Below are 18634 nucleotides of genomic sequence, written 5' to 3'. Positions count from 1 at the left end.
ATGAAGTACCTGCTGCGGAAGATCATGCTCTACGGGTTCATCCTGTGGGCCGCGATCACCCTGAACTTCCTCATCCCCCGCCTCATGCCGGGGGACCCAGTGACGCTGCTCATGGAGCGCATGGAAGGACAGATCTCCCCCGACGCCGTCGCCGCTCTCACCGCCGCGTACGGCATCTCCGATGAGCCGATGATCGTCCAATACATCGACTACATGGGCAATATCCTCACCGGAGACTTCGGTCGGTCGATCTCCTACTTCCCCGTGCCGGTGACCGAGCTCGCGCTGCAAGCGCTGCCCTGGACACTCGGCCTGGTAGGAACCACCACGGTGCTGTCCTTCCTGATCGGCACGGCACTCGGAGTTGTGCTCGCCTGGCGGCGCGGCAAGGTCACCGACTACATGCTGCCGGCCCTGACCTTCCTCAACGCGGTGCCCTACTTCTGGATGGCGCTGCTGCTCGTGCTGGTGTTCTCGGTGAACCTGGGGTGGTTCCCGATCGCCGGCGGCGCCGACCGGTTCATGGTGCAGGGTTTCTATCCCGAGTACATCCTGTCGGTGCTCTACCACTCGCTACTACCCGCCATCACCATCATCCTCAGCTCCTTCGCCGGCAGCGTGATCGGCATGCGCAACATGACCGTCACCGTTCTGGGTGAGGACTACGTGACGATGGCCGAAGCCAAGGGGCTCAAGCCCAGCACGATCCTGTTCACGTACGGGGCACGCAACGCGATCTTGCCCTCGATCACCGGCTTCGCCATGTCGCTGGGCGCGGTGGTCTCTGGCTCCATGCTGACCGAGGTCATCTTCAACTACCCCGGCATCGGCTACATCCTGTTCCAGGCCGTCCAGTCGCAGGACTTCCCCCTCATGCAGGGCCTGTTCCTTTTGATCTCCGTCTGCGTGATCCTCGCGAACCTGCTGGCGGATGTGGTCTACGTGTTCCTCGATCCGCGCACCCGAGTGGAGGCCTGAGATGACACTGCTGTCCCGCCTCATTCCCACCTCCGGCAAGGTCCGTGTGGGCCTGATCATCGTCCTCGTGTTCGTGCTGGTCGCGATCTTCGGCCCGTTGATCGCCCCGTACGGCCCGCGCGAGTCTGGTCCGCATATCCTCGAGGGCCCCTCGGCCACGCACTGGTTCGGCACCACTCAGCTGGGCCAGGACGTCTTCAGCCAGTTCGTCCACGGCGCCCGCGTCTCGCTGCTGGTCGGCGTTTTCGCCGGTGTTCTCTCGCAGATCGTCTCCGTTGCGATCGGCCTGATCGGCGGCTACTTCCGGGGCACTGTCGATGACCTTCTGTACATCCTCACCTCGGTGTTCCTGGTCATCCCGGGCCTGCCGCTGCTGGTGGTGCTCACCGGGTGGCTGCCGACCACCGGCATGATCTCGGTGGCGATCGTCATCACCATCACGTCATGGGCCGGATCAGCTCGTGTGCTGCGCGCCCAGACACTGTCGCTGCGCAACCGCGACTTCGTGGAGGCGGCCCGTGCCACCGGTGAGTCACGGTGGCGGATCATCTTCGCGGAGATCCTGCCCAATGCGCTGCCGATCGCAGGCTCGGGCTTCATCTTCTCGGTGATCGGCGCGATCCTCTCCGAAGCTGGCCTGTCGTTCCTGGGCATCGGCTCGCTGACCACTACCTCGTGGGGCTCCATGCTGTACTTCGCGCAGAACGCCCAGGCGCTGCGGATCGGCGCCTGGTGGTGGTTCATTCCGCCGGGCCTGGCGATCTCACTGATCGGTGCCGGTCTTGCGCTGATCAACTTCGGCATCGACGAGTACGCCAACCCGCGCCTGCGCACCGGCAAGTCCCGCGCCAAGGTCTCCAAACGCTCCGGCGCGTCGGCGATGGCCATGTCCACCGCTGGGGCCGAAGCTGCCGTCTCCGGCGTCGCTTCCACGGACCCGGGCGGCGCCGCAGTGGGCAGCGCGGCCGCGAGTGATCAGGCCGACGTCGACGAGAACGTCGCACCCTCGATCCGCCCCGGGGCAGTCTCCGGTGATCCGATCATCACGGTGGAGAACCTGGTGGTCGACTATCCGTTGGCCGAAGGCACCGTGCGTGCCGTCGACGACGTCTCCATCACGCTGCACCGCGGTGAGCTGCTGGGCCTGGCCGGCGAGTCCGGTTCCGGCAAGTCCACCCTGACCAATGCGATCACCCGCCTTCTGCGCAACCCCGCCGAGGTGAAGGCTGGCTCGATCACCTACCATCGGCGCCTATCCGAGCGCGACCGCGGCGGGGACACCGACGTGGATCTGCTCCACCTCGAGGCGCCGGAGCTGCGCGTTCTGCGCTGGAGCGAGCTGGCGATCGTGTTCCAGAGCGCCATGAACGCCCTGAACCCGGTGATCTCCGTCGGCGCCCAGTTCGATGACGTGGTGAAGGTCCACCGTCCGGACCTGCCCGCGGCACGTCGGCGGGAGATGGCCCAGGAGGCGCTGGTCCGCGTGGGAATCCCCAAGGAGCGCATCAGCTCGTACCCGCATGAGCTCTCCGGCGGCATGAAGCAGCGCGTCGCCATCGCGATCGCACTGGTGCTGGAGCCCGAGGTGATCGTCATGGACGAACCCACCACCGCCCTGGACCTGCTGGTGCAGCGCGAAGTGCTGGATCAGATCATGCAACTGCGTGAGGAGTACGGCTTCGCGATCATCTTCACCACCCATGACCTGTCGTTGCTGCTGGAAATCTCCGACTCGATCGCGATCATGCAGCGCGGCACGCTGGTGGAGTACGGGCCAGCGCTCGAGGTCTACACGAAGCCGGGTCACCCGTACACCAAGACCCTGCTGTCCTCCCTCGAGGAGCTAGGAGCACTGCTGTGAGCGAGCCGAACACCCATCGCGCCCCCGGCGAGCCCCGGGCGCCGGAGCAGGACATCACCGGCCAGGTCGCAGGTGAGAACGGGGTCGTCGAGACCGAGACCGGCATGATCGATCACGGCTTGTCGACGGACGGCCTCGGCACCCCGGCCCTGGAGGCACGGGGCCTGGTCAAAGACTTCCGCGGTCCACGCACAGGCTTCCTCCGTCACAGCACCTTCCGTGCCGTCAAGGGCGTTGACCTGTCCCTGCACCGGGGCCGCGTCACGGCCCTGGTGGGCCAGTCCGGTTCAGGGAAATCCACGGTTGGTCGCATGCTCGCGCAGCTGATCCCGAGCACCGAAGGCACCCTGCTGCTGGACGGCACGGACGTCACCAACGCCAAAGGCAACGCGTTCCGCCGCTACACCAACAGTGTGCAGATGACGCTGCAGGACCCCTTCGCCTCCCTGAACCCGGTGCATCGGGTCTCCTACATCCTGGGCCGTGCACTGACCATCCATGGGAAGGCGAAAGGCACCGAGGCGTGCGAGGCCGCATCCATCGAGCTGCTCAAGAAGGTGAACCTCAACCCACCGGAGCGGTATCTGCACCGGTTCCCGCATGAGCTCTCCGGCGGCGAGCGCCAGCGCATCTCCTTCGCCCGGGCCCTCGCCGCGGAGCCGGAGGTGCTGCTCGCCGACGAGCCCGTGTCCATGCTCGACGTGACGATCCGCAAGGAGATCCTCGACCTCATGGATCACCTGCGCTCATCGGAGAACCTGGCGGTCCTCTACATCACGCATGACCTCGGCTCGGCCCGCACCTATTCCGATGACACGCTGGTGATGTACCACGGCGAGGTGGTGGAACGCGGCTCAAGCGCCCAGGTCATCGACGATCCGCGCCACGAATACACACAGCGCCTCCTGGCGGCGGCCCCGAATCCACGCCGGCGCCGGGAAGAGCAGACGAGGCGGGGGGACGCGTGAGCAACGACCAGGGCGCACCAACGGGAGCTGTGCCGAATCCAAGCACGACAGCGCAGTGTGCACCGGCCACAGCCGCGACGAGCCAGGGTGCAGCCACGCACGGCACTCCTGCTGACTCTGCACCCGCCGAGGATCTTTCGCAGCTGGCTACCGAGAGTCGGGATGAGCGTTTCTCGGACCTCGATACCCGGTCCACCCTGGGTGTGCTCGAGGCTATGAATGACGCCGAAGCCCAGGTGCCGCGCGCGGTCGCGTCAGCGTTGCCTGCGCTTGCGGCGCTGGTTGATGCGACGGCCGAGCGGATCGAGGCCGGTGGACGGTTGATCTATGTGGGTGCGGGAACCTCCGGCCGCCTCGGGGTGCTGGATGCGGCCGAGTGTCCGCCAACCTTCCACACGGACCCGTCGACGGTGCAGGCCGTGATGGCTGGTGGGCGCGGCGCCATGTTCGAAGCTGTCGAGGGGGCGGAGGATGACCCCGATCTGGGCGCTACCGACGTGCGCGCCCTCGGCCCGGGCCCCCGGGACGTGGTGGTGGGCATCGCTGCCAGCGGCCGCACTCCGTATGTGCTCGGTGCGCTCACCGCGGCGCGGGAGGCCGGGGCACTCACAGGTTCGGTGACCTGCAATCCCGGATCGCCGGTGGCCGCCGCCGCGGATCATCCGATCGAGGTCGTCGTCGGCCCCGAGGTACTGACCGGTTCCACGCGGCTGAAGGCGGGCTCTGCCACCAAGCAAGTGCTGAACATGCTGTCCACCGCCGTGATGGTGCGCACCGGCAAGGTGTACGGCAACCTCATGGTTGACGTCTCCGTCACCAACGCGAAACTGCGCGACCGCGCCGAGCGCCTCGTGCGCACGATCACCGGTGCAGACGCCGAGCAGGCAGCCCGCGCGCTCACAGCATCGGGTGACCGGGTGAAGGTCGCCGCCGTGATGCTCCGGCATGGCCTGGACCGCGCCGCGGCGGAGGCAGCGCTTGAACGGGCCGGGAACCGACTCGGCCGCGCCCTCGAGCGCGGCTGACGCCCGTCGCGGTACCCGCATCACTACGCTGTCCGGCGTCTTCGGCGCGCCGTCTCTTTGACAGCCTGCTGACGCCCGACCTCGCGCCGTCGGCGCACCGCCGACTGAACTGGTCACAGCAGTCACGAGCGGCGACACCGTCTGAGACTCAATCGGCCTCGACCGCGCGGACCATTCGCTCATAGCCATCCTCGGACATCTCCACGAGGTCCTCGTGGGCTGTGAGGAAGGCGCTGAAGTTCTTGTAGCCGAGGGCTTTCTCGCTGAAGGACGGGTCCATCCGCCGCATGTACGTTTTCACGGCGGAAGAGTGCAGCCATTCGGTGTCGTCACGATCGCCCAGCTGAAGGGCGCGCTGGAGCAGCCGACGGGCTGCGTTCTCGGCATCGCTGCGGGAGGCGTCATCTGCTTCCACGGTGGGAATGGCGTCGGGGGCGTCGGGGGCGCCAACGGTTCCTGAGGCTTCCCCCAGGACGCCGGGGGCGGCGGAAACGCCGACGGTTCCTGCGGGATCCCCTGAGGCGTCGGGGGCTGCGGCCTTCGGCGGGTTCCCGCCGCTGCTCTGCCCGGCTGCGGACGATTCGTCGGCCCCTGCGCGGGAGGCTCGATCGCCGCGGTCACTGGCCGTGGCCGCACCCTTTCGGCCGGCTCCCCCGCCGCGCCCGGGGCGTTGCGGCAGCTCAACACCGGGCAGGGTCTCGTACGAATCGAACTCGTCACAGGCCGCTGCCAGGGACTTCGCTGTCGAGCCCGCAACGCCCACGCCGACCACATGACAGCCCAGCCGTTTGCAGCGCTGCGCGAGCGGCACATAGTCAGAGTCACCAGCGACGATCACAACATGGGTGAGGCCCTTGATGCGGAACATGTCCTCCACGGCGTCGACCGCCAGGCGGATATCCGCGCCGTTCTTGGCATAGGCGGCAGCCGGGAACAGCTGCACGAGGTCGACTGCGCGCGCCACGAGCTGGTCGCGGTACTCGGCGTTCACCGGCGCGGACCAGTCCGCGTAAGCACGGGTGAGCATGAGGGAGCCGAAGGACGCGGCGTAATCGATGATCGCGCCCACATCGACAGTGGCCGTCTCGAGCTTCTCGGCAATCTCCGGGGCGGCCGGATCCTGCGCGATCTTCTGACGGTCACGCGAATAGGACTGTCGGCCGTGCACGCGGTCGTACCAGGACATGACGATGTTGTCGAAGTCCAGATAGACAGCGACGCGGGGATCTGCGGATTCAGCCATGACGCCAGTCTGCCCGACGGGTCAACTGCCCCGTGTCAGGAATCCGATGACTCCGCCGCGTCGTCGGTCTCGGTGTCGCTATCCTCGCCATCGACAGTTGCCGGAACCAGCTCATCGATGACAGTCACCAGCGACTCCGGGCCGATCTCACCGATAAGAGCGTTTTCCAGGTCGGACTCACCCGTGCTGCCCGAGTCAATCTCGCCAGTGTCAACGAGATGCATGTGCCCGGGAACAGCGAAGAATGTGGCTTGAGCACCCTCTCCGTCCACGATCGAGGTCAGCACGGTCACCGCGCGCGCTCCCTCGATCCGCCGCTCGAGTTCCTCACGTGAAGAGTCCACCGGGTCACCGTCGTCGGACGCGTCCTCGAAGGGATCAACGAACCGGGCGATCCGCTGGGCGATCTCGTCCGCTGGCGGCACGGAGAAGTGGTGGAACCCGTCGATGGTCAGGTACTCCTCAAGCACGCCACCAGCCGGGTACAGGTAGTGAACCAGGGTGGTGGTTCCGCCAGCGAGGGTGCGCTGGCACATCACCATGCCCATGGGGATCCGGCGCAGTGTGATCACACCCGCGAGGCGACGATCCAGCTGGTAAGGCCGCTCGGGGCCGTCACCGCTGACGGTGTCGCCCTCGTTCTCCGTTGCATCCCCACGGGGTGCCAGGAGGTGGCGCGCGGCGAGGGACCGCAACGCCGTTGACGTCGCACTCGGACGGTCCACAACGGCCTGCGACAGGTACGGGTCGCCGACAATCTCGTGAGCCGACGGGCCGGAGAGCCCCTCAAGCTCCTCGTCAGTCAGCACCATCAGCTCATCGGGGTCGGAGGCCGCCATTCCCAGGGTTTCCATCGCGCCGAGCATGTCGCGCTCGGTAATGCGGAATTCAGCTTCCGGTGTCTGTGTGGTCGGTGTCGTCATGGGGCACAGTCTCCCGGATCAGGCGGGTAGGGACCAGTGGGGCGAGGATGCACGTTGCCGGCCTCAGCCGAACACGGCATCCCATGCCCCAGAGACGCCGTCGGCAATCGCGTTGCCTGCGTCACTCGCCACGTCTGCCACGGTCGAGGCGGCACCGGAGACCATGTCCCCCGCCCCATTCCAGACGTTCGAGGCGGTGGAGCTGATCGAGTCCCAGTTGTCGTACGCCATCTTGCCGACGTCAGCCAAAGCGCCCGCACCGGAGACAACGGCTCCCGCTGCCAAGAGCGGGCCGCCCACCACAGCTCCGACTCCGGTGGAAGAGAGCGCGCCCCCAGCGATCATGAGGCCTCCGCCGAGGGCCTGCGCACCACCCGTGATGGCGTGGAACGTGTCACCGTTCTTGATCGAATCGATCATCTGGTGTCCACCGAAGAGCACATCCACCACGGGAAGCGCTTTTCCAAGCATGGGCGCTGCCTTCGTCAGGAAGGAGGACTTGGCGGCGAGGTCATCCACCCAGCCGAAGAAGTTCTTGTTCCCGAACCCTGTTGGAATTCCCAACATCCCGGCGAGCTTGCCGGCTAGACCGCTGAATGCCTTGCCCGGGTCAAAGGCCTTCTTGAGGAGATCACCGATGTCCGCCCCCTTGCGGAGCATGTTGATGAAGTCCCACGCCTTCTTCCCCTTGTTGAAGAGACCCTGGAGCTTGTTGTAGACGCCCAGAGCGCCGCCCGCCAAGTCCTTGAGGATGTCCCACGGGGACTTCGCCTGACCCTCACCCGAACCCTGCACTCCCCCGAAGATCGAGCCACCCTCGGCGGATGCGTCGTCCTGCTCCTCCGCCTGGGTATCGAGGTCCGCGCCCCACTGAGTGATGCGGTCGGCCCTCTCCTGCAGCTCGGCCGCGGTCCGGCTCATCCAGGTATCGCGGAAGGTGTCCGCGTCTGGCCCCACCCAGATCTCGGCGTTCATCACGAGCGGCTCAAGGCGCCCCCGCAGATCGGAGATCGCCGTCGCTCGGTCTCGAAGCAGCTCCGCATGGTTGCGCAGCTGCTCGGTATCAGCCCCCATGAAGCCGCTCATGTTCCACCCCTCAGATCGTTCTCGCGCAGGTATGTCTGGTGGCCAGCCTTGGCACCACACAGCAGGGTAAAGGGAATGATGGTCAACCGGGATGGGGAGTACTCCCCATCGGTTGGCGCGCGGGTCGACGCTCCGTCGGCATGATCGCGGCCGCTTCGCGTTCTTCGCCGCGACGTAGGCGACAGTCTCGAGCCTTCGGGGTCATGATCGGGGCCCTTGTACGCTTCGTGCATGGCCATGACGCGCGCACAGCAGACCCTCATGGAGGAGATGAAGCTCCACCGCCACTTCGGGGGATCGAGCTGGTTCAGTGTCGCCACGGAGATCCTCGCAGCGCAGGAGGGCATCCTTGCCGGTGTCGTCGGCGCTACGAGTGTGGAGAACGAGCCTGCGCTCTTCGTCACGGACCAGCGGGTGATCCTCGCGAAGCCACGCCTGTCGGGTGCATGGAAAGTGAGCAAGGAGTTCGCTGCCGCGGACGTCGCGGGCGCTGAGCTCACCAAGAGGATGCTGACGAACAAGGTCACGGTCCACTCCCGTTTCGGCGACTCCCTTTCGCTGAAGACTCACGACGACGGCCATGGCGATCGCCTGGTCGACGTGATCCGCCACCTCGTGGCGGGAGGCGCTCCACCGCGGTGACGTGCCGCGCGGATCAACAACTCCACGAGCTCCGTCGAGCCCAATCCCAGGCCCACGGCTACCTGTATAGGCTCGCAGCGTGTTCATCCGGTTTCAGAGCGCGGTTCCGAATGGTCGGGGCACCTACCCCGGTATTTTCGCGATGGCCAACGGTCTGCGCGACGCCGGGTTGCTCCATGATGACGATGCGCGGTGGGTGCAGCGTGAGAACGCGCTTGGAAACCGTTCCTACACGGATCCGAGCACGGTTATCGCGGACTGCTACGACGGGAGGCCCAATCCCGGTGCACGGTCTTGGTTCAAAGACACTGCCGTTGGCCTTGTGCAGATGGCCTACCGCTACACCGCGCTGCTTGACAGGTACGGCGTTCCTTGGGTTGAGCTCCGAACAGAACGCCCCGGTCGGATCGTCTACGACGATGACGTGCAGGTCGTCGCGGTTCCGTTCACGCACGAGGCTGACTGGCCGCTGAAGGAGCCGGGCAGACGTTCGTCGCGCTCCCAAACTCTGCGTTCCTGACAGGCATCACCGTCCCCAGGGTCGCCGGGCACTCGCGCCACGCGGCACTGGCCGTTCGAGATCCGTCCGACGGTCGGGGCCCCTTGTCCCGTCGGCGTAGCCTGCATAGATCGGTCGCGAATGCATTCACGCGGCGCCCGGACCACATCCGGCTCTGCCGGCCCCGCCGCGCCCACTCGACCTGCCCCACCCGGCGAATGTGGTGCGTAGTGCAGGTCAAACGGGCGGCGGTTTGGCATGCGCTTCGCACCACGTTCGCCTGGGCTGACCACGTTTACCTGCGCTGGCCACGTTCGCCTGAGCTGTTGAGGGGTCGGCTCGGCCTCAGGCATCGTCGGCACCGCGCTCTCGTTGATGTGGTGCAAGCGCTCGTGAAAGGCCACGGCGTCGGGGACGCGTCCCCCGGGATCGACGGTGGCTGCGGCCCGGAGCCCCGCGGTACTGGAGCGTGGCGTCACCCTCCGCCAGAGCCGTGACCGCACGCTGCAGTACCGATTCTCTCCGGGCCCCGCCGCGGCAGTGCGTCGGCCGGCGCCGGTGCGCCGCTCGGGGCCATCCTGCCGCAGTCCTCACCGCCCGCTCCGCCATCCACGTGGCCTCTCCCACCCACAGTTGGCCGCACGGCCAATTCTCTGCCAGGCTGGCCCCCGGCGCGCTGACCAACCCTGTTCCGACCCCTGACCGCAGGCCCCAGCCGCCGCCGATGATCCCGACGCCCGCTCACCGCTCGCGTCCCGCCCGAACCACGAGGTCTCCATGTCCACTCTGCGCCGATGGTCTGCCCTGGCCGTGCTCGTGCTGCCCGTGCTGCTCATCTCGATCGACATGTCGGTACTGGGTATCGCCGTGCCCGCGCTCTCGGCCGATCTGCAGCCCACCTCGGCGCAGCTGCTGTGGATCATCGATCTGTACTCGTTCCTGTTGGCCGGTCTGCTGATCCTGATGGGCTCCCTGGGCGACCGGATCGGCCGTAAGCGGATCCTGCTGATCGGTGCCCCGCTGTTCGGAGCCGCTTCTCTCGTGGCCGCATTCTCGACGTCTCCGGAGATGCTGATCGCTGCCCGTGCTCTGCTGGGTCTGGGCGGCGCCACCCTGATGCCGTCCACGCTCGGTCTGATCCGCACGGTGTTCCCGGATCGCGGGGAGCGCCAGATCGCGATCGCCGTGTGGGCCACGGCCTTCGCGGGCGGCGCGGCTTTGGGGCCCATCCTCGGCGGCATCCTGCTGGAGCACTTCTGGTGGGGCTCGGTGTTCCTGCTGAACGTGCCGGTGATCGTCACGTTCCTAGCGATCGCGCCGTTCCTGCTGCCGGAGTCGAAAGACCCCTCCCCCGGACCCTTCGACATCCCTTCGGCGCTGCTGTCAACCGTTGGTCTGATCGGCGTGGTCTACGCGCTGAAGACCTTCGTCAAGGGCGTCGACCTCTCGGCCGGCGTGGCCCTCCTGCTCGGTGCCGCAGCCCTGACCTGGTTCGTGATCCGGCAACGACGGCTTCCCGACCCGATGATCGACGTCGGTCTGTTCACGAACATCGCCTTCACCTCGGCTGTCGTGATCAATGTGATCTCGGTGTTCACCAATATGGGCGTGCTGTTCTTCTTCCCACAGTACCTGATGCTCGTGGAGGGGCTGGGCTCGGCGGAGGCGGGGCTGTGGCTGCTGCCGCTGGCCGCCGCCGCCGTGACCGGCACCCTGCTCGCGCCGTTCCTCGCCCGCCGTGCGAGCGTCCGCACCGTGATCATGATCGGCCTGGTGGTGCTGATCGGCGGGTTCGTCGCCGCGAACTTCCTGGAGACTGCGACCACGATGCTGGTGTTCGCGATCGCGTCGATGCTGCTCGGAATGGGCGTGGGCCTCGCGGAGACCCTCACCAACGACGTGATCCTCACCGCCGCCCCGCCCGCGCGCGCCTCTGCCGCCGCCGCGATCTCTGAGACGGGGTACGAGTTCGGCGGCGCCATGGGCACCGCGGTGCTCGGCACGATCGGCATGGCCGTCTACTCGGGGCAGGTGCGCAGCACAGACCTGCCGGGCCTCGGCACCGCTGAGGCCGACCGCGCCTCGCAGACCCTGGCCGCCGCCCACGACGTCGCGGACCAGATGGCCGACGGTGGCGTCGCACTGCGGGAGCTCGCCGACCGCGCCTTCACCTCCGGCATGGACCTCGTCGCGTTCGTCTGCATCGGCATCGCCTCGCTGACCCTGCTGCTGGCCTGGCGCGGACTGCGTTCCGAGGCGGGGCGCGGGGTCGCTCCGTCCGACGCCGTCGTAGCGAGCGCAGGCGCCGACGGGCCGGGCGCCCGCGCGGAAAGGACGACGATCTGATGGCACCCGCGAAACGCCCCCGCGTCCCCCTGGAACAGCGACGCTCCGAACTGGCCGAGACCGCGGTACGGGTCATGGCCAGGGACGGAGCATGGGCGCTGACCACACGCGCCGTCGCCGCCGAGGCCAGCGTCCCGCACGGCACGGTGCACTACACCTTCTCCTCGAAGGACGAGCTGCTGCGCGCGGTGCTGCGACGGGATCTGAACGGCTTCGCGGCGCTCACTGAGACGGCGCGGGCCGACGCGGGCGACGACCTGGCCGATTCCGACGGCAGCCGAACTGGACACAGCGACACCCTCACAGCGCTGACCGCCCTGTTCATGGCCTACGCCGACCACGTCATCGCGGCCCCCGACACCGAGACCGCTTACCTCGAGCTGTCCCTGATGGCTTCCCGGGACGCCGAGTTACGGGCCCTCGTACAGGAGACGGATGCGGAGTACGCAGGGCTGCTCACCCGCTACCTGTCCGATCTTGCCGAGCAGGCCGGCGGCACCTGGGACACTGACCTGCGGGTTCTCGCCGCTCTCATGCAGTCCACTGTGTTCGGCGCCGCCATGGGCTGGCTTGAGAACCGCGATGACGACCTGTTCCGGGCCGTGCTCGCCGAGGCGGCGACCCAGTTCTCCCGCGGACTTCGCACACGCTGACCTGCCTAGTCACCTCCTGTCGGGCCCGACAGCGTTGCACGCTCCAGATCGCCGCGCGCAGCGCTCCCCCCTACCGCACCCCTTGACCTGCGCCGTCGGCCTGCCTAGCGTGTGATGTGAATACATTTACACACCCCGGTCGGCAGCTGTCTTCCGACACGGACCCGGCCCGCGTTCGATGACACCGGCAGATGCGACCACAGACGAAGGAGTCAGCATGCTGCAGTTCGGAACCGGCGGCTGGCGTGCCGTCATCGGCGACGAGTTCACGCGCGCGAACGTCCGCCTGCTCACGCAGGCCCTCGCGGATCAGATGCACGCCGAGGGCGTCGCCGAGCGCGGCCTGGTCATCGCCTACGACCGCCGCTTCCTCTCTGACGTCGCCGCCTGGTGGGCGGTCGAGGTGCTGGCCGGCAACGGCATCCCGGTCCGGATCATCACCCGCCCTGTCCCCACCCCGATGTGCATGTGGACGGTGAAGCAGCAGGGCACCCCGTACGGCATGGCGATCACAGCCAGCCACAACCCTGCGCTCTACAACGGCATCAAGGTGTTCACCGAAGGTGGTCGCGATGCGACCGTCGAGGTCACCGATCGGATCGCCGCGCGCATCGCCGATCTCACCGAGGATGACGTCCGCGCCCTGGCCCCCCATGAGGTCCGCTCCAGCGCACTGGTCACTCGGCAGCGGTCGATCAACTGGTACCTCGATGCGATCCTCGAACAGCTGGACGTGGAGACGATCCGCCATGCCCATCTGAACATCGTGCTGGACCCGATGTTCGGGGTCGCTCAGACCGCCATGCAGACGGTGCTGGTGACCGCCCGCTGCGAGCTGCAGGTCATCAACGCCCGTCACGATCCGCTGTTCGGCGGCCGGATGCCGTCTCCGGCGGCGGGGTCGCTCGAGCCGCTGCGCCACGCGGTGCTCGAGTCCGGCGCTGACCTCGGCATCGCCACCGACGGTGACGCGGACCGGCTGGGCATCATCGACGACGAGGGCGCCTTCCTCTCCCCCAACCAGATCCTGGTGCTGTTGTACGAGTACCTGCTCACCGGCAAGGGCTGGGAGGGCCCCGTCGTACGCAACCTGTCCACCACGCACATGCTCGACCGTGTGGCGAAGGCCCACGGTCAGGAGTGCCACGAGGTGCCGGTGGGCTTCAAGTGGATCAGCTCGAAGATGGCGGAGACCGGAGCGATCATCGGCGGCGAGTCCTCTGGCGGTCTCACGGTGCGCGGCCACATCCCGGGCAAGGACGGCATCCACGCCGGCAGCCTGCTCGTGGAAGCCGTCGCCGCCTCCGGCAAGAAGCTCTCCGAGCTCTACGCCGACATCGTCGAACGCTACGGCGAGCTGGTGATGGAGGAGGCCGCCTACGGGTACACCCCGGAGCGACGCGAGACACTGCAGCAGCAGATCTTCACGCAGCACGACCTACCCGCCTTCGACCGCGAGATCGACCGAATCTCCTGGGAGGACGGCTGCAAGGTGTATTTCGCCGACGACACCTGGGTGACGATCCGCTTCTCCGGCACGGAACCGGTGATCCGCGTGTTCGCCGAAGCCGCGAGCGGTGAGGAAGCGGCAGCTCTGGCGCAGACCGTGCGCGCGCACTACGGCCTCGAGGCCGACTGAGCCGCGCGACGCGCCTGCAGCTATTGATCGCCTGCTCAACCCGCCCTAGATTGAGCATATGATCAACGATCTGCCGGTGCCCGCCGATTCGCCGGTCACCCCTGGCCACTCCGCACCGCCGACAACACCGACACCGTCGGACCCGGCCGCCGGCTCCGAGGCGAAACAGACCCGCGCCGACGCCCGCCGCAGCCAGTTCCTCCGTGAGGCCCTCAGCCAGTTCATCGAGCGCGGCTACCACGGCACCTCTACCCGCTCGGTGAGCCAGGCCTGCGGCACCAGCCCCGGCCTGCTCTTCCACTACTTCCCCAGCAAGGACGCGCTGTACGACGAACTCGTGCGGATCGGCTGCGAGCACCTGGCGGTGGACGTCGAGGCCGGTCTCGCGAATCCGCTCGACTTCTTCCGGAGGACAGCTGCGGACTCCTTCGCGATGGCCACCGAACACCCTGATGCGGCACGCATGTTCGTCTTCATGGCGGGGGCCCAGCGCGATCTCGGCGTCACCGAGACCTCGGCGGCATTGCTGCGTGAGGTCGACGTTGTGGCCCGATGCGTTCCGATCATCGAGGCTGGGCAGGCACGCGGCGAGATCCGCACTGGTGATCCGCTCGGCTTGTCCCTACTGTTCTGGGGCGCGATCCAAGGGTCGATCGAGGAGCTGGCCCGCCGGCAGGACCGCCCGGTGCTTAACGCCGACTGGCTCGTCGGCCTGCTGCGCGCGGAACGAGAGGGCTGAGAGCGGTGCGCAAGGATCTGTGTGTCTTCGCCGCGGTGTCGGTGGCCTCGGGCTGGGTCGGCGCGGGCGTGAATCGTCTGCTTGGCCAGGAGAACTCGATGGAAAGCCCCGGAACCCTGGTGTGGCTGGCGGCCCCGGCCATCACGGGTCTCGTGCTGCGCAGAGTGCGCCGGGGAGCGTTCTTTCCGCCCCGCGGTGCCGATGGCCACGGCCCGGTACGTGGCATCGACAGAGCGCTGGCCTGGGGCGTCGCTCTGACCGCATATCCGTTGGTGACGGGCGGGACGCTGCTGGCGGCTCATGCGCTCGGACTCGCCGATACATCCAATGCCAACCTCTCCGGCGTCGGCGCCGCCATGGCTGCGGCTCTCGTGCCCGCTGTGGTCAAGAACATCCTCGAGGAGACCGCGTGGCGTGGATACCTCACGGAGGAACTGCTGCAGGAGGGTGTGACCCGGCGGTCTCTCACGCTCATCACGGGGCTGGTCTGGGGCGCCTGGCATGCGCCCTACTACCTGCTGTTCCTGCCGCACGAGCAGATGCGGCAAGTGCTGGATGTGGACCGGCCGGTGTTCGCGCTCGTCGCCGTCGGCGTGATGCTCGGCTGGACCGTCCTGTTCACCGAGGTCTACGCCTTGACCCGTTCGATCTGGCCGTGCGTCACCATGCATGCTGTGGAGGACTCGGTCGTGAATCCGCCCGTGATCGACAGCGGCATCCGCTACTCCTCGACCGGGCAGTGGCTGCTCTCGCCCGTCGTCGGGGTCATCACGACCGCCGCCTACGCGGGAGCGGGCCTCGTCCTGCATCGACTGCGGCGGCGGTGAGAATCCGACAGCCCAGCGAGCGGGCCACACCTCCGGCGGTCCCCTGCCACGGCCCTGCTGACCAGTAGGATTCTTCCCGGAGCTCGGCCGCTGCTCGACGCGCCACGGATGCCGGAGCCGGTGCGGGCGATGAGTGCCACGACGACTGGGAGACCTGATGATCACCACTGCCGTTCTGCTCGCCCGCGGCCTGGGCACCCGGATGCGTAAGGCCGCCGACGCTTCCACGCTCACCGAGGAACAGGCGAAGGCCGCAGCCAGCGGACACAAGGCCCTCATGCCGATCGGCGAGCATCGCCTGATCGACTACTCGCTGAGCGCCCTGGCCGACGCCGGTATCCGCCGGGCAGTGCTCGTCGTGGCACCCGATCACGAGGAGTTCGCCGAGCATTTCCGTGCGGTCGCTCCCGAGCGGCTGGAGATCGCCTTCGCCGTGCAGGCCGAGCCCAAGGGCACTGCCGACGCCGTCGCGTCGGCGAAGGAAGCTGTGGGCGAGGAGCCGTTCATCATGGTCAACGGTGACAACCTCTACCCTGGCGCAGGCATCGCGGCGCTGCTGCAGCAGGACGGGAACGCGCTGCTGGGCTTCGACCGCACCGCACTGGTCGAGCAGTCGAACATCCCCGCCGACAGGATCGCCGCGTTCGCGCTGGTGGATGAGCGCGACGGGCTGCTCGTGGACATTCTGGAGAAACCGGATGCGGCCACGGTGGCGGCGGCGGGCGAGCATGCACTGGTGAGCATGAACTGCTTCGCGTTCACCCCGGAGATCTTCGAGGCGTGCGCCCGAATCGAACCGTCGGCCCGTGGCGAGTACGAGATCGTCGACGCGGTGCGCGAGCTGGAGCAGATGCACGTGGTGCCGTTCGCCGGCGGCGTGCTGGACCTGTCGCGCCGCGAGGACGTGGCCGCGGTCGAGCAGCGCCTGGCAAGCGTGCAGGTGCGCCTGTGAGCGGCGTTGACCAGGCCCGCTGGTTCATGCCGGGCCGCATCGAGGTGCTGGGCAAGCACACCGATTACGGCGGCGGCAGGGTGCTTGTGTGTGCTGTGGACCGCGGTGTCACCGTCACGGCGCAGGCGCTGCCGGATGCCGTGGCGGGGCCGGCCCGCGCCGGCGTGGTGGAGGCCTCCACGGAGGCGTTCGATGGCACGGTGCGGCTCGAGGTGGGCACGGACCCGGGTCTGCCGTCCGGGCACTGGGCGCGCTACGTTCAGACCGTCATGGAGCGGCTGACCAGCAATTTCGGTGAGCTGCGTCCGGCGCGGATCAGCATGACGAGCACGTTGCCGCCGGCGTCGGGGATGTCGAGCTCGTCGGCGGTGATCTGTGCGGTGGCGCTCGCCCTCGCGGATCTGAGCGGGCTGCCGCAGAGCGACCTGTGGCGCGCCGAGCTGCCGGACCGGCTGGCTCTGGCGGGCTACGCGGCGTCGATCGAGAACGGGAAGACGTTCGGCAATCTGCCGGGCCGTCCGGGTGTGGGCACCTCGGGCGGGTCACTAGACCACACGGGGATGCTCACCAGCGAGGAGGGCATGGTCTCCTACGCGCAGTTCGACCCGATGCAGATCATCGACCGCGTCGCGCTGCCGCCGGAGCTGTGCTTCGTCGTGGGCGTCAGTGGCGTGCTCGCGGAGAAGACCGGCGCCGCCCAGGAGGCGTACAACCGTGGACCTGCGCTGCTGCAGGCGGTGCTGGATCGCTGGAACACGCAGACGGGACGGTCAGACGCCACGGTGCAGGCGGCGGTGCGCTCGCTGCTGGTCGCGGACCGTGAGGACCTGACCCGTCCGGTCGACCCGGCCGATGAGCGCCTGGAGCCGCTGCGGCGGGCGGCGAGCGGCGCGGCCGAGGCGCGGCGCCTGGAGCAGTTCCTGCAAGAGTCATGCCTGCTCGTGCCGTCGGCCCGTGAGGCGCTGGGTCGCGGAGACCTGGACGCGTTCGCCCAGCTGGTGGAGCGCTCGCAGGCCCTGGCTGCCACGCATCTGGAGAACCAGGTTCCGGAGACGGTCGGCCTGGTGGACATGGCCCGTGACCTGGGCGCCGTGTCGTCGTCGTCATTCGGCGCAGGCTGGGGCGGCAGCGTGTGGGCGCTCGTGCAGGCCGACGGGGCCGACGACTTCGCGGCCGCATGGGAGCAGCGGTACCGCAGCGCCTTCCCTGATGCTGTGGGTGCCTCGATGATCCGCACCCGGCCCGGGACGCCGGGGCACCGGTTGGACAGCGACGCGTAGACGCGAGCGGGGGCGCGGGGCCAGGAGGCGACCGGCTGGCCAGCGGCGGCGGACGGCTGACCTGTGGTACCGCCACCACAGGTACTGGTCCCTGCCGGGACTCGCGAGGCACCACCCCGGCCCGGCCAGCTAACCTGCGACCACCGGCGGCCAGCCTGCGGCACCGCCACCATCGCACCGGCCGGGAGTCGCGCGATGCAACGTCAATCCGTGGACGTATAGCTGGAGCCAAGTCCCTATTCGACATGGCTTCACGAATAACGCCACCGCTGACCACGCCACCCCGCCGGGGACCTTCAGCGAAGGCTGACGCGGGGAGGCTCACCGGTGCAGTGTCCGCGTACGCCTGGGGGCACCGCCCGCTCCTGCCAGAACCGTTCACCTACCGCCAGCCGCCGGCACCGACCAGGCATCCACGCCGTCACCACCCGGGCTCCCGCACCATCGCGCACCACCATCAGCCCGCCAACACGCGCCGCCACACCCGGGCACCCGCACCACCGCGCACCACCATCAGCCCGCCAACAAACGCCGTCACCAGCCTGACGCCCGTGATGGCGCCTGCCCGTGGCCTCAGAGTCCGAAGTGTGCGGCCAGATCGTCGCTGGTCACCGTGGCACCGGAGGACGGCGCAAGGATGTCGGTGATGCGGATGCGCTGATCGACGTCGTCGGCGGGATGCGCCTCGAGCAGCACCGATGCGGTGCGGGTGCGCGGCTGCTCACGGTACGCATGCGAGATTCTCTCCAGGATCGCTTCGAAGGCGGCCGGAGCCTCATCCCCGGCGGCGTTCACCGCCAGGACGCCCGAGATCGACGTACCGGTCTTGGCTCTGTCCTGGAAGTGGATGGTGCCCTCGGCGAGTTCCGGGCCGTCCTCGGCCGCATCCTGCAGCGCCCGCTGCACGGCGTCGGCGTCTGCGCGGCCGCCGCCCGTGCAGGCAGCCAGCAGCATCGTGATCACACCCATGCCG

At 68.0% G+C, this 18634-nt stretch carries 17 protein-coding genes; 13 read left to right on the top strand and 4 right to left on the bottom strand.

Annotated elements, in window-relative coordinates:
• Genes C8271_RS01145 through murQ form a run of 4 tightly spaced genes read left to right on the top strand, consistent with a single transcriptional unit; the run spans nucleotide 1 to nucleotide 4832 of the window.
• Entirely contained in the window at nucleotides 1–978 is a 978-nt protein-coding gene (locus C8271_RS01145) for an ABC transporter permease (RefSeq protein ID WP_106505762.1), read from the top strand.
• 1 nt (nucleotide 979) lies between these two features.
• Nucleotides 980–2839: a dipeptide/oligopeptide/nickel ABC transporter permease/ATP-binding protein gene (locus tag C8271_RS01140; RefSeq protein WP_106505761.1), complete on the top strand. Its 1860-nt coding sequence runs from the start codon at nucleotides 980–982 to the stop codon at nucleotides 2837–2839.
• Nucleotides 2836–3807 (top strand): ABC transporter ATP-binding protein, encoded by a 972-nt coding sequence (locus tag C8271_RS01135; protein ID WP_245920712.1) that lies wholly within the window; start codon nucleotides 2836–2838, stop codon nucleotides 3805–3807. The genes C8271_RS01140 and C8271_RS01135 overlap by 4 nt, the downstream gene beginning before the upstream one ends.
• Complete coding sequence (murQ, locus tag C8271_RS01130; RefSeq protein WP_245920710.1) at nucleotides 3804–4832, top strand: N-acetylmuramic acid 6-phosphate etherase; 1029 nt, start codon at nucleotides 3804–3806, stop codon at nucleotides 4830–4832. The genes C8271_RS01135 and murQ overlap by 4 nt, the downstream gene beginning before the upstream one ends.
• A gap of 148 nt (nucleotides 4833–4980) precedes the next feature.
• On the opposite strand, the gene C8271_RS01125 is transcribed toward murQ, so the two are convergent.
• The 3 genes from C8271_RS01125 to C8271_RS01115 form a co-directional block, all read right to left on the bottom strand.
• Nucleotides 4981–6075 carry an NYN domain-containing protein gene (locus tag C8271_RS01125; protein WP_106505760.1) on the bottom strand — a complete coding sequence of 365 codons (1095 nt, stop codon included), beginning with the start codon at nucleotides 6073–6075 and terminating at the stop codon, nucleotides 4981–4983.
• A gap of 35 nt (nucleotides 6076–6110) precedes the next feature.
• Nucleotides 6111–6998 (bottom strand): hypothetical protein, encoded by an 888-nt coding sequence (locus C8271_RS01120; protein ID WP_106505759.1) that lies wholly within the window; start codon nucleotides 6996–6998, stop codon nucleotides 6111–6113.
• A gap of 63 nt (nucleotides 6999–7061) precedes the next feature.
• Entirely contained in the window at nucleotides 7062–8084 is a 1023-nt protein-coding gene (locus C8271_RS01115; RefSeq protein ID WP_138774498.1) for a WXG100 family type VII secretion target, read from the bottom strand.
• Between the two features lie 231 nt (nucleotides 8085–8315).
• Between C8271_RS01115 and C8271_RS01110 the strand changes: the two genes are divergently transcribed.
• From C8271_RS01110 to C8271_RS01070, 9 genes are all read left to right on the top strand, one after another.
• Complete coding sequence (locus C8271_RS01110) at nucleotides 8316–8726, top strand: PH domain-containing protein (protein ID WP_106505757.1); 411 nt, start codon at nucleotides 8316–8318, stop codon at nucleotides 8724–8726.
• 79 nt (nucleotides 8727–8805) lie between these two features.
• The gene (locus tag C8271_RS01105; RefSeq protein WP_212591311.1) at nucleotides 8806–9246 is read left to right on the top strand and encodes a hypothetical protein; all 441 of its coding nucleotides are present in this window, start codon (nucleotides 8806–8808) and stop codon (nucleotides 9244–9246) included.
• 756 nt (nucleotides 9247–10002) lie between these two features.
• The gene (locus tag C8271_RS01100) at nucleotides 10003–11571 is read left to right on the top strand and encodes an MFS transporter (protein ID WP_106505756.1); all 1569 of its coding nucleotides are present in this window, start codon (nucleotides 10003–10005) and stop codon (nucleotides 11569–11571) included.
• Nucleotides 11571–12224 carry a TetR/AcrR family transcriptional regulator gene (locus C8271_RS01095; protein WP_106505755.1) on the top strand — a complete coding sequence of 218 codons (654 nt, stop codon included), beginning with the start codon at nucleotides 11571–11573 and terminating at the stop codon, nucleotides 12222–12224. Before C8271_RS01100 ends, C8271_RS01095 begins: the two co-directional genes overlap by 1 nt.
• A gap of 217 nt (nucleotides 12225–12441) precedes the next feature.
• A complete protein-coding gene (locus C8271_RS01090) occupies nucleotides 12442–13863 on the top strand; it encodes a phosphoglucomutase/phosphomannomutase family protein (protein WP_106505754.1) in 1422 nt (473 codons plus the stop codon).
• Between the two features lie 58 nt (nucleotides 13864–13921).
• Complete coding sequence (locus C8271_RS01085) at nucleotides 13922–14602, top strand: TetR/AcrR family transcriptional regulator (protein ID WP_106505753.1); 681 nt, start codon at nucleotides 13922–13924, stop codon at nucleotides 14600–14602.
• Nucleotides 14603–14607: 5 nt separating this feature from the next.
• Complete coding sequence (locus C8271_RS01080; protein WP_106505752.1) at nucleotides 14608–15429, top strand: CPBP family intramembrane glutamic endopeptidase; 822 nt, start codon at nucleotides 14608–14610, stop codon at nucleotides 15427–15429.
• Between the two features lie 157 nt (nucleotides 15430–15586).
• On the top strand, nucleotides 15587–16381 hold the full coding sequence (locus C8271_RS01075) for a nucleotidyltransferase family protein (RefSeq protein ID WP_106505751.1): 795 nt from the start codon (nucleotides 15587–15589) through the stop codon (nucleotides 16379–16381).
• The gene (locus C8271_RS01070; RefSeq protein WP_245920708.1) at nucleotides 16378–17661 is read left to right on the top strand and encodes a GHMP family kinase ATP-binding protein; all 1284 of its coding nucleotides are present in this window, start codon (nucleotides 16378–16380) and stop codon (nucleotides 17659–17661) included. The genes C8271_RS01075 and C8271_RS01070 overlap by 4 nt, the downstream gene beginning before the upstream one ends.
• A gap of 573 nt (nucleotides 17662–18234) precedes the next feature.
• On the opposite strand, the gene C8271_RS01065 is transcribed toward C8271_RS01070, so the two are convergent.
• On the bottom strand, nucleotides 18235–18630 hold the full coding sequence (locus C8271_RS01065; protein WP_106505750.1) for a hypothetical protein: 396 nt from the start codon (nucleotides 18628–18630) through the stop codon (nucleotides 18235–18237).
• Nucleotides 18631–18634: the final 4 nt, after the last annotated feature.

The organism is Brachybacterium timonense (assembly GCF_900258505.1).
In the GTDB taxonomy this organism is placed as follows: domain Bacteria; phylum Actinomycetota; class Actinomycetes; order Actinomycetales; family Dermabacteraceae; genus Brachybacterium; species Brachybacterium timonense.
Note: the sequence above shows the minus strand (reverse complement) of the source record. Positions and strands in the feature narration are given on the sequence as shown.

What these genes read in the sequence shown, in the direction of transcription:
- C8271_RS01125 (WP_106505760.1), bottom strand. Translation starts at nt 6,075, where the DNA reads ATGGCTGAATCCGCAGATCCCCGCGTCGCTGTCTATCTGGACTTCGAC.
- C8271_RS01065 (WP_106505750.1), bottom strand. Translation starts at nt 18,630, where the DNA reads ATGGGTGTGATCACGATGCTGCTGGCTGCCTGCACGGGCGGCGGCCGC.
- C8271_RS01085 (WP_106505753.1), top strand. Translation starts at nt 13,922, where the DNA reads ATGATCAACGATCTGCCGGTGCCCGCCGATTCGCCGGTCACCCCTGGC.
- C8271_RS01140 (WP_106505761.1), top strand. Translation starts at nt 980, where the DNA reads ATGACACTGCTGTCCCGCCTCATTCCCACCTCCGGCAAGGTCCGTGTG.
- C8271_RS01120 (WP_106505759.1), bottom strand. Translation starts at nt 6,998, where the DNA reads ATGACGACACCGACCACACAGACACCGGAAGCTGAATTCCGCATTACC.
- C8271_RS01110 (WP_106505757.1), top strand. Translation starts at nt 8,316, where the DNA reads ATGGCCATGACGCGCGCACAGCAGACCCTCATGGAGGAGATGAAGCTC.
- C8271_RS01145 (WP_106505762.1), top strand. Translation starts at nt 1, where the DNA reads ATGAAGTACCTGCTGCGGAAGATCATGCTCTACGGGTTCATCCTGTGG.
- C8271_RS01100 (WP_106505756.1), top strand. Translation starts at nt 10,003, where the DNA reads ATGTCCACTCTGCGCCGATGGTCTGCCCTGGCCGTGCTCGTGCTGCCC.
- C8271_RS01090 (WP_106505754.1), top strand. Translation starts at nt 12,442, where the DNA reads ATGCTGCAGTTCGGAACCGGCGGCTGGCGTGCCGTCATCGGCGACGAG.
- C8271_RS01115 (WP_138774498.1), bottom strand. Translation starts at nt 8,084, where the DNA reads ATGAGCGGCTTCATGGGGGCTGATACCGAGCAGCTGCGCAACCATGCG.
- C8271_RS01075 (WP_106505751.1), top strand. Translation starts at nt 15,587, where the DNA reads ATGATCACCACTGCCGTTCTGCTCGCCCGCGGCCTGGGCACCCGGATG.
- C8271_RS01095 (WP_106505755.1), top strand. Translation starts at nt 11,571, where the DNA reads ATGGCACCCGCGAAACGCCCCCGCGTCCCCCTGGAACAGCGACGCTCC.